This is a genomic window from Sphingopyxis macrogoltabida (assembly GCF_001307295.1).
Classification (GTDB): Bacteria; Pseudomonadota; Alphaproteobacteria; order Sphingomonadales; family Sphingomonadaceae; genus Sphingopyxis; species Sphingopyxis macrogoltabida_B.
Map to the genome: position 1 here is coordinate 4,383,261 of NZ_CP012700.1, position 22,015 is coordinate 4,405,275.

Sequence of the window (22,015 nt, forward strand, 5' to 3'; positions counted from 1 at the left end):
CGTTCCGCGGGTTGCATTGCTTCGGCAAACGCCCGGCAAAACGGTTCGGACACGCAGTCGGACGATGACCGACAGGCGATATGCGGACCATAGTCCCCCGCCTGTGTTGAGAGGTTCGGTTCATCGGCCGCACTTTTGACGGACACTATGAGTCGCATATTGAACGTAGCCAGCGTGGCTGCCGTCGGCATGACTGCCGCCACCATGCTGCTTCTGGCGGAACCCGGTTTCGCCAGCGACCTGGCCGCAGAGGCCAATCTCCCCGCGATCACCCTGCCGGGCATCGATGTGCCGGCCACGGCCGAAACGGCGGATCTGTCGGCCGCAGGCGAAGAGCTGGCCGACCAAGATAGCGATCACGAGGACGATCAGTCGATTGCCACGCCGAAGCCGGCGCCGGTAACCGCCGAATCGCTCGCCGCGCTCGTCGACGCGACATCGCATCCCGCCACCATCGATTCCGAACTGCGCTGCCTTGCCGGCGCGGTCTATTTCGAATCGCGCGGCGAATCGCTCGTCGGCCAGCTCGCGGTCGCGCATGTCGTGATCAACCGCGCCAAATCCGGTCGCTTCCCCACCAGCCTGTGCGGCGTCGTCCATCAGAAAAGCCAGTTCAGCTTCGTGCGCGGCGGCAAGATGCCCGCCGTCCGCAATGCCGCGCAGTGGGACAATGCGGTCGCGATCGCCCAGATCGCCCGCGACGGCAGCTGGAAGAACAACGCGCCGGGCGCGCTCTTCTTCCACGCCCGCCACGTCTCGCCGGGTTGGCGCAAGACGCGCATCGCGCAGATCGACAACCACATCTTCTATCGCTGAGGCGATTCGCTCCTCCCTGCGGCGATGCCGCGGGGAGGATGCGCTGCATCCCGTTCATTGCCAAGCCATCTATTCGGGCGCATGATAGCGGGATGAAGCTTCATCTTTCTGCCGCCATGCTTTCGGCCATGGCGCTCACGCTCGGCGGCTGCGCGACGGCCGTGCCGCCGGTCGAAGTCACCCGATTCCATGCGGCTGCTCCGACGGGCTGGGCGGCGGGGACGCGTTATGTCGTCGATACCGTACCGCTCGGCGATCCGGCGGCGCCAGATGGAGTTGGGGTCGGCGCGAGCGGGCAGTCGCTCGAATGGGACAGCTACCGTGCCGCGGTCGAACGTCAGTTACAGCTTCAGGGCTTCGTTCCCGCCGAAAATGGCGCCCGCGCGCCGCTCAAGGTGCGGATCGGTTTCGACCGCGCCGACCGCAACGCCGGGGTCGGCAAACGCTCGCCGGTGTCGGTCGGCGTCGGCGGGTCGACCGGCAGCTACGGTTCGGGGGTCGGGCTCGGCATCGGAATCAACCTCGGCGGCGGCGGCTCGAAATGGATGCTCGACCTGCAGCTCGCGGTGCGCATCGACGATGCCGCGACCGGGCAGGCGCTGTGGGAAGGCCGCGCGCTGACCGCGGTTTCGGCGAAGGCGCCGGCGGCGCAGCCGTCGCTCGCGGCGGCGAAATTGGCCGATGCGTTATTCACGGGCTTCCCCGGCGAATCGGGACGCACTATCACGGTCAAATGACCATCACCATCAACGCCGCTTTCGACAGCGGCAACATCGTCGTGGATGCCATCGACGGCACGTCCGCCCGCCTGTCGATCCGCAAGGACCGCGATTCGGATTTCTTCCAGTGGTTTCACTTCCGCGTCGGCTGCGCGGTCGGCGATGCCCTCGAACTGGCGATCGCCGGGCTCGCCGACTCGGCCTATCCCGACGGCTGGCCGGGCTATGCCGCCTGCGCCAGCTATGATCGCGAAAACTGGTTCCGCCTCGATACCGGCTACGATGCGGGAACGTTGACGATCCGCCACACCGCCGAAAGCCAGATTCTCTGGATCGCCTATTTCGCGCCCTATTCGATGGAGCGGCACCACGACCTTGTGGCTTCGGTCGCCGAATGCGAAGGCGTGACCTATCGCTGCCTCGGTACCAGCCTCGAAGGCCAGCCGATCGACTGTCTCGAACTCGGCACAGGCGACACGCAGGTTTGGCTCTATGCGCGCCAGCACCCGGGTGAGAGCATGGCCGAATGGTGGATGGAGGGCGCGCTCGAAAAGCTCACCGATCCTGCCGATCCGCAGGCGCGTTCGCTGCGGCAGAAATGCCGCTTCCACATCGTCCCGAACATGAATCCCGACGGCTCGCGCCGCGGGCATTTGCGCACCAATTATGCGGGCGTGAACCTCAACCGCGAATGGGATAATCCGACTGCCGAACGCAGTCCGGAGGTCTTGTGCGTGCGCAACGCGATGGACGAAAGCGGCGTCGACTGGGCGATGGACGTCCATGGCGACGAAGCGATTCCCGCGGTATTCCTCGCGGGGTTCGAGGGCATCCCGTCGCTGAAGCCCGGGCAGATGGAAAAATACAAGGCGTTCCAGACCGCGCTCGCGGCGAATACGCCCGATTTTCAGGTCGAGCTCGGCTATGTCGAATCGGCACCCGGCCAGGCGAATCTCACGATGTCGACGACGCAGCTCGCCGAACGCTTCGGCGCGGTGACGATGACGCTCGAAATGCCGTTCAAGGACAATCGCGACCTGCCCGACCCGGTCGCCGGCTGGTCGCCCGAGCGCTCGAAGCTGCTCGCGCATGCCTGTCTCGCGACGCTGGATCAGATGCTGTGAGCGGGCAAGCGGACGGGGCGTGGCGGATCGTCGAAGACGATCTGTCGGGCGCCCCGATCCGCGCGCTGCTCGAACAGCATTTCGCGGGCATGCTCGCCAATTCGCCGGCGGGGAGCTGTCATTTCCTCGATTTCGAGGGGCTGCGCGCCGGCGGCGTGACCTTCTGGTCGATCCACAAGGGCGATGCGCTTGCCGGGTGCGGCGCACTCAAGCAACTCGATCCCGGTCATGGCGAAATCAAGTCGATGCGCACCGCCGACGCCTTTTTGCGGCAGGGGGTCGCGGCGCGGATGCTGGAACATGTCGTCGCAACAGCGCGGTCGCGGGGACTTGCACGCCTCAGCCTCGAAACCGGATCGGGCCCGGCGTTCGCGCCTGCGCTGGCGCTCTATGCGCGCCATGGCTTCGAAGAATGCGGACCCTTTGCCGATTATAAACCCGATCCGTTCAGCCGCTTCATGACGCGCGCGCTCTAGACGGCAAAACGGGGCCCGGAAGGGACTCCGGACCCCGTTCGAACGTCCCGCGGGACGTGGCGGCCAACGGCGCGTTACGCGGCCTTCTTGCCGGGCTCGATCAGCGTGGCGGTGCCGCCGCCGATCGCGATCTTGTGCGGCTTCATCGCCTCGGGCACCTCGCGCACGAGGTCGATGGTGAGCAGCCCGTCGGCGAGGTCGGCGCTGCCGACGCGCACGAAATCGGCGAGCTGGAAGCGGCGCTCGAACGCGCGAGTCGCGATGCCGCTATAGAGCAGCTTGCGTTCCTCGCCTTCCGCTGCCGGCGCCTTGCGGCCGCTGACGCTCAGCATGTTCTGCTGCGCGGTGATGTCGATTTCGTCGGCCTTGAAGCCGGCGACCGCGACGGTGATCCGGAAATGGTCGTCGGCGACCTTTTCGATATCGAAGGGCGGATAATTTTCGGCGCCCGACCCACCGGTCTCGAGGAAATCGAACAACCGGTCGAAGCCGACGGTCGAACGGCGATAGGGGGTCCAGTCGAAGCTGTTACGCATGGTCTTTCTTCCTTTTTAAAAGCGAAGCCAGGGACCGCGGAGACGTGCCGCGATCGCCACCCGGCCCCGTTGCGGCGGCCGGATGCGATCAATCTGGTAGCCCCTGAAACCATTTCAAGAGGGGCGTTGGCGTTCGGCGAAAAGCCGCGCTAAAGGGCGGCGACTTTCCTCGATCAGAAGGACCCGAAATGCCTCAGCTCATCCTCATCCGTCACGGCCAGTCGCAGTGGAATCTCGAAAACCGCTTCACCGGCTGGTGGGATGTCGACGTCACCGAAAAGGGTGCGGCCGAGGCATGGGCGGCGGGCGAACTGATGAAGGAAAAGGGCATCGCCCCCGACCTCGCCTTCACCTCGGTGCAGACGCGTGCGATCAAGACGCTCAATCTCGCGCTCGAGGCGATGGGACGTCTGTGGCTGCCGGTGACTAAGGACTGGCGCCTCAACGAACGCCATTACGGCGGCCTCACGGGCCTCAACAAGGCGGAGACGGCGGCGAAGCATGGCGACGAGCAGGTGAAGATCTGGCGCCGCAGCTTCGACATCCCGCCGCCGCCGCTCGATGCCGGCTCGCCCTATGAACTCGCCAGCGACCCGCGTTACGCCGGCATCGCGATCCCTTCGACCGAGAGCCTGAAAGACACGATCGCGCGCGTGCTGCCCTATTATGAAGCGGCGATCGTGCCGCAGCTTGCGGCGGGCAAGACGGTGCTGATCTCGGCGCACGGCAACAGCCTGCGCGCGCTCGTCAAGCATCTGTCGGGGATTTCGGACGCCGACATCACCGGGCTCGAAATCCCGACCGGCCAGCCGATCGTCTATGACCTCGCCGACGATCTGAGCGCGCGCGAACGTTATTATCTCAGCGAGCGCTGAGCGTTTCGTCCACTTACGTGGAAGGCGGCGCCGGCCCGCTCCCCCGCCCAACCTCCCGACCATAGTACCCTATGGGAGGTTGGGCGGGGGAGCGGGCCGGCGCCGCCTCGTTTCGGCTATGTCGAAACGAAAATCAAAGCGCCCCGCTCACCGTGACCTGAAGCCCCTGCCCGAATTTGCGCCGGCGGTTTTCGACGAAGGCGACCGGCCCGTCGCGGCGATCGACGAATATCGTGCGGTCGAGGGCGTCGATCTGGTCGGCGAGGTTGCGGAACGATGCGCGGACCGTGAATCCGGCGACATTCTTGTGCTCGATATAGGCGGTCACGAAATGGTGGCGCCGATACTCGTCCTCGATCGAATCGAGCCGCAGGTTCGGGCTGTAGCGCTCGCGGAAATATCCGGCGCCCCATGCCAGGTCGGTGCCCGGGACATCGTGGCGCAGGCTGAGGTCGATGACATGCTCCTGCCCGAAGCTCTGGTCGCGCCACCGGCCGTTCAGCGGGTCGCGAACGCGGTTGCGACGCCAAGTGATATCGCTGTTGAGCCGCGCGCCCTTCCACCCCAGCCGGTCGAGCAGCAGGGTCGCCTTCGAACTGACGCGATAGAGATGCGCGGGCGGCAAATTGCCGCGGCCTTCGGTCGTCGGCGACAGCGGGATCTGGTCGACGATATCCTCGGCATAGGCATAAGCGACGGCGAGTGAGGCGTTGCCCCACGCCCCCATGTCCTGCACGACCTCCAGCTCGGTACGGTTGAGGATCGGCGGCACGAGCCGGCCGTTGCCGCCATTGCCCTGCCCGTTCGCGACGTCGACCGAACTTGCGAAATCGAAAAAATTGAGCTGGTCGACGCGGCGCTGGACGTGCCAGTTGACCGTCGTTTTCGGCGACAGTTTCCATGCGAGCGCGATCTTGCCTTTCGGCCGGACGAAGCGGCGCGTCAGGCCGTCGGGCCCCGACGAGGTGAGCTCGCTATATTCGGCACCGAGGTTGACCTGCGCGGTGAGGTTCGGCGCGAGCGAGCGCCCCCAGGTCAGCGAAGCCTCGCCGCGTTTCTCCTCGACCTTGGTCTGCTCGCCGCCGAAGATGACCGGCTGGAAGCTGCCATCGGGGCGGAGCGTTGCATATTCGGCGTCGACGTCGAGCGTGTTGTACGCGCCTTCGAGTGCGATCTGCCAGTCGGTGCCGCCCGCGGTGCGCCAGCCATATTCGCCGCGCAGGATCGCTTCGCTTTCGTCGGCGGTCTGCTTGAAACGTTCGCCGCTCCGCCTGCCGATTTCGCGATCGACGATGAAGGTATCGGCGAAGGGGCTATGTTCGAAACGATAGAGGCTGATCAGCTTGAGCCGGCCCTTGCCGAGGGCGAATTCATAATCGCCGCCGATGTCGAAATTATGCTCGTCCTCGCTGAACCGGAAATCCTCGTCGACCCGGCCGGCGCCGGGCTGGACCGAGGTGCCGCGCACCGCATCGTCGAGAATCTGCAACTGGCCGCCGAGATTGACATTCCACTTGTTGCCGTTGGCGGTGGTGCGGGCCAGCGCCGCCGACAGCCGCGGGCTGTCGAAATAGCTGTGCATATGCTCGTCGCGCGTGAAAAGCAGCACGCCGTCGCCGTCGTAAACGCGTTCGGGCCCCCAGCCGCCCGCGCGCGTCGCCTCGTTTTTCAGGCTGAGCGTCAGGTCGGTGCCGCCGAGCTTGCCGCTGGTCGAAATTTCGCCATTGAACCAGTTGTCGCGGATGCGCGGCCGCAGTTCGGGTTGCCAACGGACCGTCGTCTTGAAACCGCCCGCGCGTTTTCCCGCAACGAGGACGATATTGGCAACCTGCCCGCTGAGCCCCGGGACGCTCAGGCTCGCGCCATCGACGATATCGATATAGGCGACGTCGCTGGCGGCGATGCGCGACAGCGCGGCGCGGGCGTCGGTCGTCTTGTTGGCGATCCGTTCACCGCCGATCAGCACATTCTCGGTTGCCGCGCCAAGCCCACGGTCGCCGCCGTTGGTCCCGGTGACGATCAGGAAGCCCGGTATCTTTTCGACCATATCGAGCGCGGTGCGCGGAGCGAAGCGCATGAAATCGTCGGGGGTATAACGCTGCGCGCGCCTGGCGTCGGTCGCGACGGCCGGTGCGGCGTCGCCCGTCGCTTCCTGCGCAGCCGCGGGGGCGAACGGCCACAGCGCCGCAATGGCAAACGATGTTCTCCCGATACCGGCCGGCATGCTTCCCCCCTCGTGACGGCTGCCGAAACAAGACAGCGCCACAATCGCGAATAATTCGCAATAAACCCCGGCACGCCCCAATGTCTACCAACGCGCCGCAGTCTTCGACGAGTGGGACGAGCGCATGGCGTTCGCCCGACGAACGTCGGTCCGGAATGGACGCGCCGCGTCCGGTCTTTTCTTGCATCGTGCGGAATTCCCGACATTATTGCCCCAGCAATGGGGGTTATCATGCGCATTTCGGGTTCGATACTGCTTGCCGCCGTGCTGACGCACGGGGCAGCGATGGCAGAGGATGGGCAAATTCAGCGCGGACCCGCGCCGGGGTGGGTCGTTCCGTCGGAACTGATGCCGGTTCCCGACGATGCCGACGGGCTGGTTTTCGTGCGGCGCCAGGACGCGCTGATCCATCTCGATGGCGAGGGGCAGGCGCAATATCTTGGCTACCGGATGCGGCTTCTCCATCCGAATGCGTTGCAGACCGGCAATATATCCATCGCATGGAATCCGGCCTCGGGCCCGCCGATCGTGCATCTGGTCAAGGTCCACCGCGCGGGCGAGACGATCGACGTGCTCGAAAAGGCCTCGTTCGAAATCCTCCGCCGCGAGGATCAGCTCGAAGCCGCGAAACTCGACGGCATCTTGACCGCGGTGCTCCGCGTTCCCGACCTGCGCGTCGGCGACGAGCTGGAGGTGGGGTTGACCACCCGCGTCAGCGATCCGACGCTGGGCCATAACGATGCGGGGCTGCTGTTTCTGGGGCCAAGCCCGGCGCCCGGCCGCTATCGTCTGGGTCTGAGCTGGGACAAAGGGCTGAAACCCGGGATCAGGATGACGCCCGATATGGCGGCCGCCGCGCGGACGAGCGACAGCGGCGTCGATTTCTCCTTCGACAATCCCCCGATGCTGGCCCCGCCGAAGGATGCGCCGGCCCGCTATCAATGGCAGCGGATCGTCGAGTTCACCGATTTTGCCGACTGGGCCGCAATATCGCGGCACTTCGCCCCGCTGTACACAAAGGCTGCGGCGATTCCCGACGGTTCGGTGCTGGTTGCCGAAGCCGGGCGTATCGCCGCGGCACATCCGCGTCCGTTGGACCGCGCGGCCGCCGCGCTCAAGCTGGTCCAGCAGGATGTCCGCTATATCTACGTCGGGCTCGGCAACGGCAATCTCACCCCCGCCACCGCCGAGGAGACATGGCAGCGCCGCTACGGCGACTGCAAGGGCAAGACCGTGCTTTTGCTGGGTCTGCTCGCACGGCTCGGGATCGAAGCCGAAGCCGTGCTCGTCAACAACAGCGGTGCGGACGACGGCCTCGACGAGCGGCTGCCGAACGCGGGCATGTTCGATCATGTCCTCGTGCGGGCCCGCATCGATGGCAAGGTCTACTGGCTCGACGGCACGCTGCCGCCGGTCGTTCCGCCCGCTCTTTCCCCTGCCCTGCCCTATCGCTGGGTCCTGCCGTTGACCGCGCAAGGTGCGGCGATCCAGAATCTGCCATGGCGTCCGGCATCGAGGCCCGACGAAATCACGCTTGTCGAAATCGACGCGCGGGCGGGTTTCGACCAGCCGGCGCAAGTCACGAACACCACCATCGTTCGCGGCCTGACCGGGCTGCAGCAGCAGGTGCAGATGTCGGGTCTGACTCCTGACCAACTCCGCAATATCATGCGCCAGCAACTCGTCGGCGAGACATGGCAGACGGTCGACGACGTCAAATGGCGCTATGACCAGAAAGCCGAAGCAAGCGTCATGACGATCCGCGGAACGTGGGAGGTCGACTGGGACGACGACGGGGACGGGGGCAAATCGCTGGCGCTGCCCGGCGGCGGTTTCAGCCCGCCCGAACGGCGCGTGCGGCCGGCGGACCAGAATCAGGACCTGCCCTATTATAACGCGCCCGACTATGATTGCCGGGTGACGACGCTGCGGCTGCCATCGACGACCGGCGCGTCGGACTGGACGTTCAAGTCGGGATACGACACGCATATTTTCGGCAGAAATTATTACCGGGCGTTCGACGTGCGCGACGGGGCGATCCGGATGGTCCGCGGACTGCGCGTCGAACGCCAGGAAATCGACGCGGTCAGCGCGCGGCGGGACAATGCCCGGATTGCCGGCTTCGACAACAGCATGGCGTGGGTCTTCTACAATCCGGAAGGCGGCGGCACGCCCGATCCCCAACGGAAGATGGTGCCCGCAACCTACGACATCGACTGGGCCGCCGATATCGTGCCCTGTGTTTCGGAGGCCGCCAAACCCTGACCGGCGGCGCCGGGGTCAGTCCCTCAGCAGCTCGTTGATACCGGTCTTGGCGCGCGTCCTGGCATCGACGCGCTTGACGATCACCGCGCAATAGAGCGACGGGCCGGGGCTGCCGTCGGGCAGCGGCTTGCCGGGCATCGCGCCGGGGACGACCACCGAATAGGCGGGCACTTCGCCGATGAACACTTCGCCGGTCGCACGGTCGACGATCTTGGTCGAGGCACCGAGATAGACGCCCATCGACAGCACGGCACCCTCGCGCACGATCACGCCCTCGGCCACCTCGGCGCGCGCGCCAATGAAGGCGCCGTCCTCGATCACCACCGGGCCGGCCTGCAGCGGTTCGAGCACGCCGCCAATCCCCGCGCCGCCCGACAGATGGACGTTGGCGCCGATCTGCGCACAGCTGCCGACCGTCGCCCAGGCGTCGACCATCGACCCCTCGCCGACATAAGCGCCGATGTTGACGAAGCTCGGCATCAATACCGCGCCCTTGCTGATAAAGGCGCCGCGGCGGACGATCGATCCGGGGACGGCGCGGAAACCGGCGTCGCGAAAGCGATTCTCGCCCCATCCGGCGAATTTCGACGGCACCTTGTCCCACCAGTGGCCGCCGCCCGCGCTGCCCTCGATCAGTTCCATGTCGTTGAGCCGGAAGGACAGCAGCACGGCCTTTTTCAGCCACTGATTGACCTGCCAGGTGCTGCCCGCATCGCGTTCGGCGACGCGGAAGCTGCCGTCGTCGAGGCCGGCGAGCGCGGTTTCGACCGCATCGCGCACGGTGCCCTGGGTTGTCAGGCCCAGCGTGTCGCGGTCCTCCCAAGCGGCTTCGATCGTCGTCTGCAGGTCGGTGCTCATGAATTTCCCCAAGGTTGCGGCAAATTGTCGAGCCAGTCGGCAATGTCGGTCGCGTGGAAATCGACATGGTCTGGCAGGTGGTCGCGATGGCCGCTTTCGCTGCCATTGTCCAGCCACACGGTGGTCATCCCCAGCAGCTTGGCCGGGGTCAGGTTGCGCGCCATATCCTCGACGAACAGGCTGTTCGCCGGATCGACGCCAAGGTGCGCGATCATCGTTGAATAAGCGGCCGGATCGGGCTTGGGCGTATATTGCGTGATGCGGATGTCGCAGATGCCGTCGAACAGGTCGGCGATCCCGCGCGCCTCCAGCACGCGCGCTGCATAATCGGCATCGGCGTTGGTGAAGATCAGCTTGCGGCCCGGCAGGCGCGCGAGCCCGGCGCGCAGCCGCGTGTCGGGCGCAATCCGGTCGAGCGCGATGTCATGGACGTCGACGAGGAAATCTTCGGGATCGACCCCGTGGTGGCGCATCAGCCCGGCCATCGTCGTGCCATGATCGTGGAAATATTGCTTCTGCACCCGCCGTGCCTCGACCGCGTCGACGTCCAGCAGGCGCATGATGAAGGCGCCCATGCGCTCGTCGATCAGGTCGAACAGCTTCGCCGACGGCGGATAGAGCGTGTTGTCGAGATCGAAGATCCAGCTTTCGATGTGGTCGATGCGCGGCGCCATGGCGCGGCGCTTACCGGCAGAGCGGTTGATCGGCAAGCGCGGGCACCGCATTGCCAACTCTCGTCACCCAGGGCTTGACCCGGGATCCCGCTTGACCTTCAAATAGCGGGACCCCGGATCAAGTCCGGGGTGACGATATACAGACGACAGGGGATGCCGCATGACCAAGACACTCCTCACGCTGCTGCTCGGCATCGCCCTCGCCTGCCCCGCCACCGCGCAAACCGCCCGCACCGTCATCCACGCCGGCCACCTGCTCGCCGAACCGGGCAAGCCGGCACGCGGCGCCTCGACGATCGTCGTCGAAGGCGGAAAGATCGTGTCGATCGCCGACGGCCACCAACCCGCCGAAGCTGGCGCCACGCTGATCGACCTCAGCGACAAATATGTCCTTCCCGGGCTGATCGACAGCCATGTCCATCTGACCAGCGACGCCGGCGGTATCGCCGGGCAGCTCGAGGATGTGACGCTCAGCCCTGCGGCGCAGGCCTTCAATGCCGAGGTCAACGGGATGAAGACGCTGCGTGCGGGTTTCACCACCGTCCGCAACCTCGGCGATGGCGACGGTGCGACGCTGGCGCTGCGCGACGCGATCCTCGCCGGCAAGGTGCGGGGACCGCGGATCGTCGATGCGGGCGCCTCGATCTCGGGCAGCGCGGGGCATATGGACGGGTCGCTCGGCTATCGCGACGAACTCCGCCCATTCTTTGCCGGTGCCGGCAACACCTGCAACGGCGCCGACGATTGCCGCCGCGCGGTGCGGCTCCAGATCGGACGCGGCGCCGACGTGATCAAATTCGCTTCGACCGGTGGGGTCAACAGCCGGATCGGCGCCGGGCTCGGCAAACAGATGTTCGACGACGAGGCGCAGGCGATCGTCGATACCGCGCATCTGTTCGGCAAGAAGGTCGCGGTCCACGCGCACGGCGCCGACGGCATCCGCCTCGCGCTCGCGGCCGGCGCCGATTCGATCGAGCATGGCACGATCCTCGATGAGGCGACGATCGCGGCCTGGGCCAAGTCGAAGGCCTATTATGTCCCGACGCTGTCGACGGTGAACGGTTACAAGGAACGCCTCGCCGCCAATCCGGGCGCCTATGAACCCGACGTGCTTGCGAAGATTCAGTGGCGTATCTCGATCACCGGCAAGAGCCTGCAGCAACTCGTCCCCAAGGGTGTGCGCATCGCCTTCGGTACCGATGCTGGCGTGTCGAAGCACGGCCGCAATGGCGACGAATTCGAACTGATGGTCCAGCACGGCATGACCCCGGTCGAGGCCTTGAAGGCCGCAACGGTGAACGCGGCCGACCTGCTCGGCCTGTCGGACCAGATCGGCACCATCGCGCCGGGCAAGATCGCCGACATCATCGCGGTCGCAAGCGACCCGGTCGCCGACGTGCGCGTGCTCAAGCAGGTCGATTTCGTGATGGCGCGCGGCGAGGTGGTCGATTGACTTCACAGTCCCGTCATTGCGAGGAGCCGGAGGCGACGCGGCAATCCAGAGCCTGCGTAAGCCGCCCTGGATTGCTTCGCTCCGCTCGCAATGACGGAGTTTAGGAGTTTAATAGTCGAGCGCGGCTTTCAGCGATAACCACCGCTCCAGCTTCGCCGCGAAGCCGATAGTATTGGCGGCACTGCTCGACGGCAGATCTACGACGGCGACACCTTCGGGCGGTATGAACTGGCGCCGCCCGATCGCCGCCGCCTTGCCGCCGTTGAAAGCGATCATGCGGAGGTCGGGCAGGGTGGCGATCAGTGCAGCGAGATCATGCGCCTCGGCTTCGCGGATCAGCGAATCGCTGCTCGTCTGCCGTTCGGCGCTGCGGATCACATCCCACAACCCGATCTTCGCCGCGCGGAGCGCGGCCAGCCGCTCCTCATAAGGCAAGCCGGCGAGCGGCTGGCCCACGACCTCGCCCACCAGCCGCCAGAACTGGTTCGTCGGATGCGCATAATATTGCCGCTCGGCGAGCGACCGCGCGCCGGGCAAGCTGCCGAGGATCAGCAGCCTTGTGTCGGGATACACATGCGGTGCGAAGCTGGCGTGGCGGAGGGCGGGCATGGCCCCCGATAGCCCGCCCGGGTCGGCGCAACAATATTGCCCGCCCCTTGACCGCGGAGGGAATCGGGTCTAGGGGCCCGCTCGACCGAAAAGGGCGGTTTGCCGTCCCTTTCAGTTACAACAGCGCTTGAACATTGCTGGCGCGGATGGAGCCTCCGGAAGATCATTGCGATCCGCCGGGGTCTTTTGCTGTTATCAGGTCGGTCGTTTTCCGCCGTTTTTGGCGGGTATCGGCCGGAGCTTCATCCACCGCGGTACAGTAACCGTTCGCTCCGATGGGCGGACATTTAAAGGTGAAGCATTCATGCCCACGATCAACCAGCTGGTCCGCAAGGGCCGGACTCCCCAGAAGGTGAAGTCCAAGGTCCCGGCGATGGACGCAAACCCGCAAAAGCGCGGCGTTTGCACCCGTGTCTACACGACGACCCCGAAAAAGCCGAACTCGGCGCTCCGTAAGGTTGCGAAGGTCCGCCTGACCAACCAGCGCGAAGTCATCACCTACATCCCCGGCGAAGGCCACAACCTCCAGGAACACAGCGTCGTGCTGATCCGCGGCGGTCGTGTCCGCGATCTTCCCGGTGTGCGTTACCACGTCCTGCGCGGCGTGCTCGATACGCAGGGTGTGAAGGACCGCAAACAGAGCCGTTCGAAGTACGGCGCGAAGCGTCCGAAGTAAGGACCGCTTTTTCGGCTATTTGATCATCCCTGGCTGCCTTGGCGCCGGGATGCTGTTGTAAAAGGAATTACCTATGGCTCGTCGTCGTCGTCCCGAACGCCGCGAAATCCTGCCCGATCCCCGTTTTGGGGATGTCGTGCTGTCGAAATTCATGAACAGCGTCATGCTGGACGGGAAAAAGTCGGTCGCCGAAAGCATCGTTTACGGTGCGCTCGAGTCGGTCGAAGCCCGTGCTAAGAAGGAACCGCTCGGCGTGTTCCACGAAGCGCTGGCGAACATTCGCCCGAACATCGAAGTCCGCAGCCGCCGCGTCGGCGGTGCGACCTATCAGGTTCCGGTCGAGGTCCGTCCGGACCGCGCGCAGGCGCTCGCGATCCGCTGGCTGATCACGGCGGCGCGCAACCGCAGCGAAACCACGATGGCCGCACGTCTGTCGGGCGAGTTGCTCGACGCGTCGAACAACCGTGGCAATGCGGTGAAGAAGCGCGAAGACACGCACCGCATGGCGGAAGCGAACCGCGCTTTCAGCCACTACCGCTGGTAATCGGCGCGACGCTTCGGCGTCTCGCAATCGCAACAAAACTTCCTATATCGGGGGCGGCTCCAAAGGCCTCCCCCCAAATCCAAGGAAAAGATCATGGCACGCAGCCATCCGCTCGAACGCTATCGCAATTTCGGTATCATGGCGCACATCGACGCCGGCAAGACCACGACGACCGAGCGAATTCTCTATTACACCGGCAAGTCCTACAAGATCGGCGAAGTCCATGACGGCGCCGCCACCATGGACTGGATGGAACAGGAACAGGAACGCGGCATCACGATCACGTCGGCTGCCACCACGTGCCTGTGGAAGGCCGAAGAGGGCAATGGTCCCGAGCATCGCCTGAACATCATCGACACCCCCGGCCACGTCGACTTCACCATCGAGGTCGAGCGTAGCTTGCGCGTCCTCGACGGCGCGGTTGCCGCGTTCGACGGCGTCGCCGGCGTCGAGCCGCAGTCGGAAACCGTGTGGCGCCAGGCCGACAAATATCGGGTGCCGCGCATGTGCTTCATCAACAAGCTCGATCGCACCGGCGCGAACTTCTATTATTGCGTCCAGACGATCATCGATCGTCTCGGTGCGGTCCCGGCCGTCCTTTATCTGCCCATCGGTGCGGAATCGGACTTCAAGGGCCTCGTCGACCTCGTCAACGAACGCGCGATCATCTGGAAGGACGAAAGCCTCGGCGCCGAATTCTTCTATGAAGAAATCCCCGCCGATCTCGTCGACAAGGCTGCCGAATATCGCGAAAAGCTCGTCGAACTCGCCGTCGAACAGGACGACGATGCGATGGAAGCCTATCTCGAAGGCAACCTGCCCGACGTCGCGACGCTGAAGGCGCTGATCCGCAAGGGTACGCTCGGTCAGGCGTTCGTGCCCGTGCTCTGCGGCTCGGCGTTCAAGAACAAGGGCGTCCAGACGCTGCTCGACGCGGTCGTCGACTATTTGCCCTCGCCGCTCGACATCGAAGACGTGCAGGGCGTGAACCCCGACACGAACGAACCCGATTCGCGCGCGACCGCCGACTCGGCGCCGCTGTCGATGCTCGCGTTCAAGATCATGAACGACCCGTTCGTCGGTTCGCTCACCTTCGCCCGCATCTATTCGGGTACTCTGACCAAGGGCAGCTACCTGAACTCGGTCAAGGACAAGAAGGAAAAGATCGGCCGTATGCTCCTGATGCACGCGAACTCGCGTGAGGACATCGAGGAAGCGTTCGCGGGCGACATCGTCGCGCTGGCGGGCCTCAAGGAAACCACCACCGGGGACACGCTCTGCGCCGCCAACGCGCCGATCATCCTCGAGCGGATGGAATTCCCCGAGCCGGTCATCGAGCTGTCGGTGGAACCGAAGACCAAGGCCGACCAGGAAAAGATGGGCATCGCGCTCAATCGCCTCGCCGCCGAGGATCCCTCGTTCCGCGTGTCGACCGACCATGAATCGGGCCAGACGATCATCAAGGGCATGGGCGAGCTTCACCTCGACATCCTCGTCGATCGCATGAAGCGCGAGTTCAAGGTCGAAGCGAACGTCGGCGCGCCGCAGGTGGCGTACCGCGAATCGCTCGCGAAGCCGGTCGACGTCGACTACACCCACAAGAAGCAGTCGGGCGGCTCGGGCCAGTTCGGCCGCGTCAAGGTCAGCGTCGCTCCCGGCGAACGCGGCTCGGGCATCACCTTCATCGACGAGATCAAGGGCGGTAACATCCCGCGCGAATATATCCCGTCGGTCGAAAAGGGCATGCGCGAGTCGGCCGAAAACGGTCACATGATCGGCTTCCCGATCATCGACTTCGAAATCAAGCTCACGGACGGCGCCTACCACGACGTCGACTCGTCGGCGCTGGCGTTCGAAATCGCGGGCCGTGCGGCGATGCGCGAAGTGGCGGCGAAGGCCGGCATCAAGCTCCTCGAACCGGTGATGAAGGTCGAAGTCGTGACTCCCGAGGAGTTCATGGGCGACGTGATCGGCGATCTCAACAGCCGCCGCGGCCAGATCCAGGGCACCGACAGCCGTGGTAATGCCCAGGTGGTTGAAGCGATGGTCCCGCTTGCCAATATGTTCGGGTACGTCAACCAGCTGCGTTCCTTCACCCAGGGCCGCGCGCAATACTCCATGCAGTTCTCGCACTATGAAGAAGTGCCGAACAACGTGGCCGAAGAAGTGAAGGCCAAGATGGCCTGACGGGTTGCAGCCGCGCGGACTTGCGCCGCGCGGCAAGACCCTCTAAGGGCGGCGCCTGATTCAGCAGGCTCGTCCACGACTGATCAACGCAAACACTGAACAAGAAGGTTATACCATCATGGCCAAGGCTAAATTTGAGCGGACGAAGCCGCACTGCAACATCGGCACCATCGGTCACGTCGACCATGGCAAGACCTCGCTGACCGCGGCGATCACCAAGGTGCTCGCCGAAAACGTCGCCGGCAACGCGGCTGTCGATTTCGCGAACATCGACAAGGCTCCCGAAGAGCGCGAGCGCGGCATCACCATTTCGACCGCCCACGTCGAATATGAAACCGAAGGCCGCCACTATGCGCACGTCGACTGCCCGGGTCACGCCGACTATGTGAAGAACATGATCACCGGTGCCGCCCAGATGGACGGCGCGATCCTCGTCGTGTCGGCCGCTGACGGCCCGATGCCGCAGACCAAGGAGCACATCCTGCTCGCGAAGCAGGTCGGCGTTCCGACGATGGTCGTGTTCCTCAACAAGGTCGACCAGCTCGACGATCCCGAACTGCTCGAGCTCGTCGAACTCGAAATCCGCGAAGAACTTTCGAAGCGCGACTTCGACGGCGATAACATTCCGATCATCGCCGGTTCGGCGCTCGCCGCGCTGGAAAGCCGCGACGACAACATCGGCAAGGACGCGATCCTGAAGCTGATGGCGGCCGTCGACGAGTGGATCCCGCAGCCGGAACGTCCGCTCGACAAGCCCTTCCTCATGCCGATCGAAGACGTGTTCTCGATCTCGGGCCGTGGTACGGTTGTCACCGGTCGCGTCGAAACCGGGATCGTCAAGGTTGGTGAAGAAGTCGAGATCGTCGGCATCAAGGACACCAAGAAGACCGTCGTCACCGGCGTCGAAATGTTCCGCAAGCTGCTCGACCAGGGCCAGGCCGGCGACAACATCGGTGCGCTGATCCGCGGCGTCGGCCGTGAAGAAGTCGAGCGTGGCCAGGTTCTGGCGAAGCCCGGCTCGATCACGCCGCACACCGAGTTCACCTCGGAAGTGTACGTCCTGTCGAAGGACGAAGGCGGCCGTCACACGCCGTTCTTCGCGAACTATCGTCCGCAGTTCTACTTCCGCACCACCGACGTCACCGGCGAGGTCATCCTCCCCGAGGGCACCGAGATGGTCATGCCGGGCGACAACGTCCAGCTGTCGGTCAAGCTGATCGCCCCGATCGCCATGGACCCGGGTCTGCGCTTCGCAATTCGCGAAGGCGGCCGCACGGTCGGCGCAGGGGTTGTCGCAACGATCACAAAGTAATATAGGGCCGCGAGCCGCGCGATTCGGACTGATTCGCGCGGCTCGTAGCTTAAAGGTTTTTGATGGCCGGACCGGCTTCCTGATGGGGGCCGGTACAGGCCATTTCGGCTCTTTCGCATCGTTAGACGGGATTCGACTGGAACAGTCATGGAAACGCAGAATATTCGCATTCGCCTGAAGGCCTTTGATCACCGCGTGCTCGATCAGGCCACCACCGACATTGCCGATACGGCTCGCCGTACCGGAGCGCTTATTCGCGGCCCGATCCCGCTTCCGACGCGTATTGAAAAATTCACCGTGAACCGCGGTCCGCATGTCGACAAAAAGTCGCGCGAGCAGTTCGAGGTGCGTACCCACAAGCGGCTGCTCGACATCGTGCAGCCCACCCCGCAGACGGTCGACGCGCTGATGAAGCTCGACCTTGCTGCCGGCGTGAACGTCGAAATCAAGCTGGCGTAAGCCAGCATGCCCCGCGAGAGCGGGGCCTCTATCGGCAGGACGGTTCGCCGCCTGCATCACGATAGGGTGGATACCGCCGGACCGCCTCTTCGGAGGCATCATGGTCCGGGCTGCGTCCCCCGTCTCGCCGCTTCTCCTTCGGGATGGCGGCACCTCAGCCCGGACGGGGCGATGCATCGAAATTTCGGGCTGGGAGGGTTCCGTCGAGACGTGTCTCGATGGGTCCCGCAAGCCGTGCGGAATGGTCCGCCCGGCCTCTGTTGAGGAGTATGATCATGCGTACTGGCGTGATCGCGAAGAAAATGGGGATGACCCGCCTGTTTCAGGACGACGGCCGCCACGTGCCCGTCACCGTCCTGAGCCTCGAAGGCTGCCAGGTCGTCTCCGTGCGCGATAAAGAACGTGACGGCTATGTGGCCGTTCAGCTCGGTGCTGGCTCGGCCAAGGCGAAGAACGTCGCCAAGCCGCAGCGCGGTGCCTATGGCAAGGCCGAAGTCGAGCCCAAGGCGAAGCTCGTCGAATTCCGCGTCGCCGACGACGCGACGCTCGACGTCGGCGCCGAACTGTCGGCCGACCACTTCGTTGCCGGCCAGATCGTCGACATCCAGGGCGTGACCCAGGGCAAGGGCTTTGCCGGTGCGATGAAGCGTTGGGGTTTCGGTGGTATGCGCGCGACCCACGGTGTTTCGATCAGCCACCGTGCGCATGGTTCAACCGGTAACCGTCAGGATCCGGGCCGCGTCTTCAAGAACAAGAAGATGGCCGGCCACATGGGCGCCCGCAACCGCACCCAGCAGAATCTCGAAATCGTCCGCACCGACGTCGAGCGCGGCCTTCTCTTCGTCAAGGGCTCGGTCCCTGGCTCGAAGGGCGGCTGGCTGCTCGTTCGCGATGCGGTGAAGCTGCCGCGCCACCCCGAAGCCCCCTATCCGGCGGGCATCAAGAGCGCGGCCAACAGCAACGAAGCCCCGGCTGACGCGCCGGTCGAAACGCCGGTCGAAGAGACCGTCGTCGACACCGCGGCCACCGACGGCGCACAGGAGTCCTGATCATGAAGGTCAAGGTACAGACCCTCGATGGCAAGGCTGGCGCCGACATCGACCTTAACGACGACGTCTTCGGCGTCGATGCGCGCGCAGACATCCTGCACCGCGTCGTGGCCTGGCAGCTCGAAAAGCGCCGCGGTCCGGCTCGCGCCGCCCGCGAACGCAGCGATGTGTCGCGCACCGGCAAGAAGTTCGGTCGCCAGAAGGGCGGCGGTACGGCTCGTCACGGTGACCGCAAGGCGCCGATCTTCATCGGCGGCGGCAAGGCGCACGGCCCGCGGGCCCGCACCTTCGGCCACTCGCTGAACAAGAAGATCCGCACCCTCGGCCTGAAGATGGCGCTGAGCGACAAGGCGAAGGGCGGCAAGCTCGTCGTTCTCGACACGCTCGAGCTCAAGGACGCGAAGACCAAGGCGCTTGCCGGCAAGCTCGGCAAGATGGAACTCGGCAACCGTGCGCTCTTCATCGACGGTGACGCGGTGCACGCAAGCTTCGCCATGGCCTCGGCCAACCTCATCGGTGTCGACGCACTGCCGGCCATCGGCGCCAACGTCTATGACATCATCCGTGCCGACACGCTGGTCCTGACCCGCGCGGCGGTCGAAAAGCTGGAGGCCCGCTGCAATGGCTAAGGCAAAAACAGTCGACGCGCGTCACTATGACGTGATCCTCGCGCCGGTGATCACCGAAAAGTCGACGCTGCTCAGCGAAAACGACGCGGTGGTGTTCAAGGTCGCGAACGACGCGACCAAGCCCGCGATCAAGGCCGCCGTCGAGGCGCTGTTCGATGTCAAGGTGGTCAGCGTCAACACGCTCGTCACCAAGGGCAAGACCAAGCGCTGGAAGGGCAAGCCCTACACCCGCAGCGACGTGAAGAAGGCGATCGTTCGCCTGGCCGCCGGCCAGTCGATCGACGTCACGACCGGCGTCTGATTGTAGGAAGAGGCAGAGAAAATGGCACTTAAATCCTATAATCCGACCAGCCCCGCGCAGCGCGGCCTGATCCTCGTCGACAAGTCGTCGCTGTGGAAGGGCAAGCCCGTCAAGGCGCTGACCGAAGGCAAGCGCAAGACCGGTGGCCGCAACAACAAGGGTCATGTGACCTCGCGCGGTATCGCCGGCGGCCACAAGCAGAAGTACCGCTTCATCGACTTCAAGCGTCGCAAGTGGGACATGCCGGCCACCGTCGAGCGTCTGGAATATGACCCCAACCGCACGGCATTCATCGCTCTCGTCAAGTACGAAGACGGTGAGCAGACCTACATCCTCGCGCCGCAGCGTCTGGCCGTCGGCGACACCGTCGTCGCCGGCAAGAAGACCGACGTGAAGCCGGGCAATGCTATGGAACTGTCGCAGATGCCGGTCGGCACGATCGTCCACAACATCGAGATGAAGCCGGGCAAGGGCGGCCAGATCGCCCGTTCGGCCGGCACCTATGCGCAGGTCGTCGGTCGTGATCGCGGTCTCGTCATCGTGCGTCTCGGTTCGGGCGAGCAGCGTTACATCCGCGGCGAGTGCATGGGCACGGTCGGTGCGGTGTCGAACCCCGACAACCAGAACACCAACCTGGGCAAGGCCGGCCGCAATCGCTGGCTCGGCAAGCGTCCGCTGACCCGCGGCGTCGCCAAGAACCCGGTCGACCACCCGCACGGCGGTGGTGAAGGCCGCACCTCGGGTGGCCGTCATCCGGTTACCCCGTGGGGCAAGCCGACCAAGGGTGCCCGCACGCGCCACAACAAGTCGACCGACAATATGATCATCCGGTCGCGTCACGCGAAGAAGAAGAGGTAAGCCATGGCTCGCTCGGTCTGGAAGGGTCCGTTCGTCGACCTTCATCTCCTCAAGAAAGCCGAAACGGCCCAGGACGGCGGCAGCTCTGCCCCGATCAAGACCTGGTCGCGTCGGTCCACCATCCTGCCGCAGTTCGTCGGGCTGACCTTCAACGTCTACAACGGCCGCAAGTTCGTGCCGGTGTCGGTCAATGAAGACATGGTCGGCATGAAGCTGGGTGAATTTGCGCCGACGCGCTTCTTCCCCGGTCACGCGGCCGACAAGAAGGGCAAACGCTAATGGGCAAGGAAAAGTCCCCCCGTCGCGTTGCCGATAACGAGGCTCTCTCGGTCGGCACGCAGATTCGCGGCTCGGCGCAGAAGCTGAACCTCGTCGCCGCGCTGATCCGCGGCCGCAAGGTCGAAGACGCGATGAACGTCCTCGCTTTCTCGAAGAAGGCGATGGCCGTCGACGTGCGCAAGGTTCTCGCCAGCGCCGTCGCCAATGCGGAAAACAACCACAACCTCGACGTTGACGCGCTGGTCGTCAAGGAAGCGAGCGTGGGCAAGTCGATCTCGATGAAGCGCTGGCACGCTCGCGGCCGCGGCAAGTCGACCCGGATCGTCAAGCCGTTCAGCCGCATCCGCATTGTCGTGCGCGAACAGGAAGAAGAGGCGTAAGATGGGCCAGAAGAGCAATCCGATCGGCCTGCGCCTGCAGGTCAACCGCACCTGGGACAGCCGCTGGTTCGCCGAAGGCCAGGACTATGGCCGCATGCTTGTCGAGGATCTGAAGATCCGCAAGTTCGTGTTCAAGCACCTGCCGCAGGCCGCGATCTCGAAGGTCGTGATAGAACGTCCGGCGAAGCTGTGCCGCGTGTCGATCTATGCCGCCCGTCCGGGCGTCATCATCGGCAAGAAGGGCGCCGACATCGAAAAGCTGCGCAAGCAGCTCGGTGCGATGACGGGCAGCGACGTGTCGCTGAACATCGTCGAGATCCGCAAGCCCGAAGTCGACGCCAAGCTCGTCGGCCAGGGTATTGCCGACCAGCTCGAGCGCCGCGTCGCGTTCCGCCGCGCCATGAAGCGCGCCGTCCAGTCGGCGATGCGCCTCGGTGCCGAGGGCATCCGCATCAACTGCGCCGGCCGTCTCGGCGGCGCGGAAATCGCGCGCACCGAATGGTATCGCGAAGGCCGGGTGCCGCTGCACACGCTGCGCGCCAATGTCGACTATGCCGAGGCCGAAGCCCACACCGCCTATGGCGTGTGCGGGATCAAGGTCTGGATCTTCAAGGGTGAAATCCTTGGTCACGACCCGATGGCGACCGACCGTCTGATGCTCGATGCGCAGACGACCGGTGTCCGTCCGGCCCGTGAAGATCGCCGCTAAGGA

The 22,015-nt window shown here is 64.8% G+C and carries 24 protein-coding genes; 19 read left to right on the top strand and 5 right to left on the bottom strand.

The features are described from left to right. The first annotated feature begins 147 nt into the window (after positions 1-147). From AN936_RS20330 to AN936_RS20345, 4 genes are all read left to right on the top strand, one after another. Positions 148-816 carry a cell wall hydrolase gene (locus AN936_RS20330; RefSeq protein ID WP_054589675.1) on the top strand — a complete coding sequence of 223 codons (669 nt, stop codon included), beginning with the start codon at positions 148-150 and terminating at the stop codon, positions 814-816. Positions 817-908: 92 nt separating this feature from the next. Then, complete coding sequence (locus AN936_RS20335; RefSeq protein ID WP_054589676.1) at positions 909-1,553, top strand: DUF4136 domain-containing protein; 645 nt, start codon at positions 909-911, stop codon at positions 1,551-1,553. Further along, positions 1,550-2,659 (top strand): M14 family metallopeptidase, encoded by a 1,110-nt coding sequence (locus AN936_RS20340; protein WP_054589677.1) that lies wholly within the window; start codon positions 1,550-1,552, stop codon positions 2,657-2,659. The genes AN936_RS20335 and AN936_RS20340 overlap by 4 nt, the downstream gene beginning before the upstream one ends. Further along, positions 2,656-3,135 carry a GNAT family N-acetyltransferase gene (locus AN936_RS20345; RefSeq protein ID WP_054589678.1) on the top strand — a complete coding sequence of 160 codons (480 nt, stop codon included), beginning with the start codon at positions 2,656-2,658 and terminating at the stop codon, positions 3,133-3,135. The genes AN936_RS20340 and AN936_RS20345 overlap by 4 nt, the downstream gene beginning before the upstream one ends. Positions 3,136-3,209: 74 nt before the next feature. Here AN936_RS20345 and AN936_RS20350 read toward each other — a convergent pair whose 3' ends face one another. Continuing rightward, positions 3,210-3,671: an Hsp20 family protein gene (locus tag AN936_RS20350; protein WP_054589679.1), complete on the bottom strand. Its 462-nt coding sequence runs from the start codon at positions 3,669-3,671 to the stop codon at positions 3,210-3,212. A gap of 188 nt (positions 3,672-3,859) precedes the next feature. Here AN936_RS20350 and gpmA point away from each other — a divergent pair, with 188 nt between their 5' ends. Further along, positions 3,860-4,546 (top strand): 2,3-diphosphoglycerate-dependent phosphoglycerate mutase, encoded by a 687-nt coding sequence (gene gpmA / locus AN936_RS20355; RefSeq protein ID WP_054589680.1) that lies wholly within the window; start codon positions 3,860-3,862, stop codon positions 4,544-4,546. A 133-nt stretch (positions 4,547-4,679) separates the two neighbouring features. Here gpmA and AN936_RS20360 read toward each other — a convergent pair whose 3' ends face one another. Beyond that, on the bottom strand, positions 4,680-6,770 hold the full coding sequence (locus tag AN936_RS20360; protein ID WP_054589681.1) for a hypothetical protein: 2,091 nt from the start codon (positions 6,768-6,770) through the stop codon (positions 4,680-4,682). A gap of 219 nt (positions 6,771-6,989) precedes the next feature. On the opposite strand from AN936_RS20360, the gene AN936_RS20365 reads away from it, so the two are divergent. Continuing rightward, positions 6,990-9,035: a DUF3857 domain-containing protein gene (locus AN936_RS20365; RefSeq protein ID WP_234715661.1), complete on the top strand. Its 2,046-nt coding sequence runs from the start codon at positions 6,990-6,992 to the stop codon at positions 9,033-9,035. A gap of 15 nt (positions 9,036-9,050) precedes the next feature. On the opposite strand, the gene dapD is transcribed toward AN936_RS20365, so the two are convergent. Then, positions 9,051-9,893 (bottom strand): 2,3,4,5-tetrahydropyridine-2,6-dicarboxylate N-succinyltransferase, encoded by an 843-nt coding sequence (gene dapD, locus AN936_RS20370; protein ID WP_054589682.1) that lies wholly within the window; start codon positions 9,891-9,893, stop codon positions 9,051-9,053. Continuing rightward, on the bottom strand, positions 9,890-10,567 hold the full coding sequence (locus tag AN936_RS20375) for a pyrimidine 5'-nucleotidase (protein WP_054590452.1): 678 nt from the start codon (positions 10,565-10,567) through the stop codon (positions 9,890-9,892). Before AN936_RS20375 ends, dapD begins: the two co-directional genes overlap by 4 nt. Positions 10,568-10,727: 160 nt before the next feature. Between AN936_RS20375 and AN936_RS20380 the strand changes: the two genes are divergently transcribed. Beyond that, the gene (locus tag AN936_RS20380; RefSeq protein ID WP_054589683.1) at positions 10,728-12,020 is read left to right on the top strand and encodes a metal-dependent hydrolase family protein; all 1,293 of its coding nucleotides are present in this window, start codon (positions 10,728-10,730) and stop codon (positions 12,018-12,020) included. Positions 12,021-12,128: 108 nt separating this feature from the next. Here the strand turns inward: AN936_RS20380 and AN936_RS20385 are convergent, their stop codons facing one another. Continuing rightward, positions 12,129-12,629 carry a DNA-deoxyinosine glycosylase gene (locus tag AN936_RS20385; RefSeq protein ID WP_054589684.1) on the bottom strand — a complete coding sequence of 167 codons (501 nt, stop codon included), beginning with the start codon at positions 12,627-12,629 and terminating at the stop codon, positions 12,129-12,131. Between the two features lie 304 nt (positions 12,630-12,933). Between AN936_RS20385 and rpsL the strand changes: the two genes are divergently transcribed. The 12 genes from rpsL to rpsC all read left to right on the top strand — a co-directional run bounded on the left by rpsL (position 12,934) and on the right by rpsC (position 22,012). Then, positions 12,934-13,305 carry a 30S ribosomal protein S12 gene (gene rpsL, locus AN936_RS20390; RefSeq protein ID WP_037515637.1) on the top strand — a complete coding sequence of 124 codons (372 nt, stop codon included), beginning with the start codon at positions 12,934-12,936 and terminating at the stop codon, positions 13,303-13,305. Between the two features lie 73 nt (positions 13,306-13,378). Next, positions 13,379-13,849, top strand: coding sequence for a 30S ribosomal protein S7 (gene rpsG, locus AN936_RS20395; RefSeq protein WP_033074359.1), 471 nt, complete (start codon positions 13,379-13,381; stop codon positions 13,847-13,849). A gap of 93 nt (positions 13,850-13,942) precedes the next feature. Continuing rightward, positions 13,943-16,036: an elongation factor G gene (fusA, locus tag AN936_RS20400; protein ID WP_054589685.1), complete on the top strand. Its 2,094-nt coding sequence runs from the start codon at positions 13,943-13,945 to the stop codon at positions 16,034-16,036. A 118-nt stretch (positions 16,037-16,154) separates the two neighbouring features. Beyond that, on the top strand, positions 16,155-17,348 hold the full coding sequence (tuf, locus tag AN936_RS20405) for an elongation factor Tu (RefSeq protein WP_054589686.1): 1,194 nt from the start codon (positions 16,155-16,157) through the stop codon (positions 17,346-17,348). Positions 17,349-17,495: 147 nt separating this feature from the next. Then, the gene (rpsJ, locus tag AN936_RS20410) at positions 17,496-17,807 is read left to right on the top strand and encodes a 30S ribosomal protein S10 (protein ID WP_003042199.1); all 312 of its coding nucleotides are present in this window, start codon (positions 17,496-17,498) and stop codon (positions 17,805-17,807) included. Between the two features lie 275 nt (positions 17,808-18,082). Continuing rightward, the gene (gene rplC, locus AN936_RS20415) at positions 18,083-18,856 is read left to right on the top strand and encodes a 50S ribosomal protein L3 (protein ID WP_054590453.1); all 774 of its coding nucleotides are present in this window, start codon (positions 18,083-18,085) and stop codon (positions 18,854-18,856) included. 2 nt (positions 18,857-18,858) lie between these two features. Beyond that, a complete protein-coding gene (gene rplD, locus AN936_RS20420; protein WP_054589687.1) occupies positions 18,859-19,485 on the top strand; it encodes a 50S ribosomal protein L4 in 627 nt (208 codons plus the stop codon). After that, a complete protein-coding gene (locus AN936_RS20425) occupies positions 19,478-19,786 on the top strand; it encodes a 50S ribosomal protein L23 (RefSeq protein ID WP_054589688.1) in 309 nt (102 codons plus the stop codon). Before rplD ends, AN936_RS20425 begins: the two co-directional genes overlap by 8 nt. 21 nt (positions 19,787-19,807) lie before the next feature. Further along, positions 19,808-20,644 carry a 50S ribosomal protein L2 gene (rplB, locus tag AN936_RS20430; protein ID WP_054589689.1) on the top strand — a complete coding sequence of 279 codons (837 nt, stop codon included), beginning with the start codon at positions 19,808-19,810 and terminating at the stop codon, positions 20,642-20,644. A gap of 3 nt (positions 20,645-20,647) precedes the next feature. Continuing rightward, on the top strand, positions 20,648-20,923 hold the full coding sequence (gene rpsS, locus AN936_RS20435; RefSeq protein WP_037556370.1) for a 30S ribosomal protein S19: 276 nt from the start codon (positions 20,648-20,650) through the stop codon (positions 20,921-20,923). Further along, entirely contained in the window at positions 20,923-21,303 is a 381-nt protein-coding gene (gene rplV, locus AN936_RS20440; protein WP_054589690.1) for a 50S ribosomal protein L22, read from the top strand. The genes rpsS and rplV overlap by 1 nt, the downstream gene beginning before the upstream one ends. 1 nt (position 21,304) lies before the next feature. Beyond that, entirely contained in the window at positions 21,305-22,012 is a 708-nt protein-coding gene (gene rpsC, locus AN936_RS20445; protein ID WP_054589691.1) for a 30S ribosomal protein S3, read from the top strand. The last annotated feature ends 3 nt before the right edge of the window (positions 22,013-22,015 follow it).

Bases quoted from the DNA above. Each gene is read 5' to 3' on its own strand.
- rplV (WP_054589690.1), top strand. From the start codon at position 20,923: ATGGGCAAGGAAAAGTCCCCCCGTCGCGTTGCCGATAACGAGGCTCTC.
- rpsC (WP_054589691.1), top strand. From the start codon at position 21,305: ATGGGCCAGAAGAGCAATCCGATCGGCCTGCGCCTGCAGGTCAACCGC.
- rpsS (WP_037556370.1), top strand. From the start codon at position 20,648: ATGGCTCGCTCGGTCTGGAAGGGTCCGTTCGTCGACCTTCATCTCCTC.
- AN936_RS20340 (WP_054589677.1), top strand. From the start codon at position 1,550: ATGACCATCACCATCAACGCCGCTTTCGACAGCGGCAACATCGTCGTG.
- gpmA (WP_054589680.1), top strand. From the start codon at position 3,860: ATGCCTCAGCTCATCCTCATCCGTCACGGCCAGTCGCAGTGGAATCTC.
- dapD (WP_054589682.1), bottom strand. From the start codon at position 9,893: ATGAGCACCGACCTGCAGACGACGATCGAAGCCGCTTGGGAGGACCGC.
- tuf (WP_054589686.1), top strand. From the start codon at position 16,155: ATGGCCAAGGCTAAATTTGAGCGGACGAAGCCGCACTGCAACATCGGC.
- AN936_RS20380 (WP_054589683.1), top strand. From the start codon at position 10,728: ATGACCAAGACACTCCTCACGCTGCTGCTCGGCATCGCCCTCGCCTGC.
- rplB (WP_054589689.1), top strand. From the start codon at position 19,808: ATGGCACTTAAATCCTATAATCCGACCAGCCCCGCGCAGCGCGGCCTG.
- AN936_RS20375 (WP_054590452.1), bottom strand. From the start codon at position 10,567: ATGGCGCCGCGCATCGACCACATCGAAAGCTGGATCTTCGATCTCGAC.
- rplD (WP_054589687.1), top strand. From the start codon at position 18,859: ATGAAGGTCAAGGTACAGACCCTCGATGGCAAGGCTGGCGCCGACATC.
- AN936_RS20335 (WP_054589676.1), top strand. From the start codon at position 909: ATGAAGCTTCATCTTTCTGCCGCCATGCTTTCGGCCATGGCGCTCACG.
- AN936_RS20330 (WP_054589675.1), top strand. From the start codon at position 148: ATGAGTCGCATATTGAACGTAGCCAGCGTGGCTGCCGTCGGCATGACT.
- AN936_RS20425 (WP_054589688.1), top strand. From the start codon at position 19,478: ATGGCTAAGGCAAAAACAGTCGACGCGCGTCACTATGACGTGATCCTC.
- rpsJ (WP_003042199.1), top strand. From the start codon at position 17,496: ATGGAAACGCAGAATATTCGCATTCGCCTGAAGGCCTTTGATCACCGC.
- rplC (WP_054590453.1), top strand. From the start codon at position 18,083: ATGCGTACTGGCGTGATCGCGAAGAAAATGGGGATGACCCGCCTGTTT.
- AN936_RS20385 (WP_054589684.1), bottom strand. From the start codon at position 12,629: ATGCCCGCCCTCCGCCACGCCAGCTTCGCACCGCATGTGTATCCCGAC.
- AN936_RS20350 (WP_054589679.1), bottom strand. From the start codon at position 3,671: ATGCGTAACAGCTTCGACTGGACCCCCTATCGCCGTTCGACCGTCGGC.
- rpsL (WP_037515637.1), top strand. From the start codon at position 12,934: ATGCCCACGATCAACCAGCTGGTCCGCAAGGGCCGGACTCCCCAGAAG.
- rpsG (WP_033074359.1), top strand. From the start codon at position 13,379: ATGGCTCGTCGTCGTCGTCCCGAACGCCGCGAAATCCTGCCCGATCCC.
- fusA (WP_054589685.1), top strand. From the start codon at position 13,943: ATGGCACGCAGCCATCCGCTCGAACGCTATCGCAATTTCGGTATCATG.
- AN936_RS20365 (WP_234715661.1), top strand. From the start codon at position 6,990: ATGGGGGTTATCATGCGCATTTCGGGTTCGATACTGCTTGCCGCCGTG.
- AN936_RS20360 (WP_054589681.1), bottom strand. From the start codon at position 6,770: ATGCCGGCCGGTATCGGGAGAACATCGTTTGCCATTGCGGCGCTGTGG.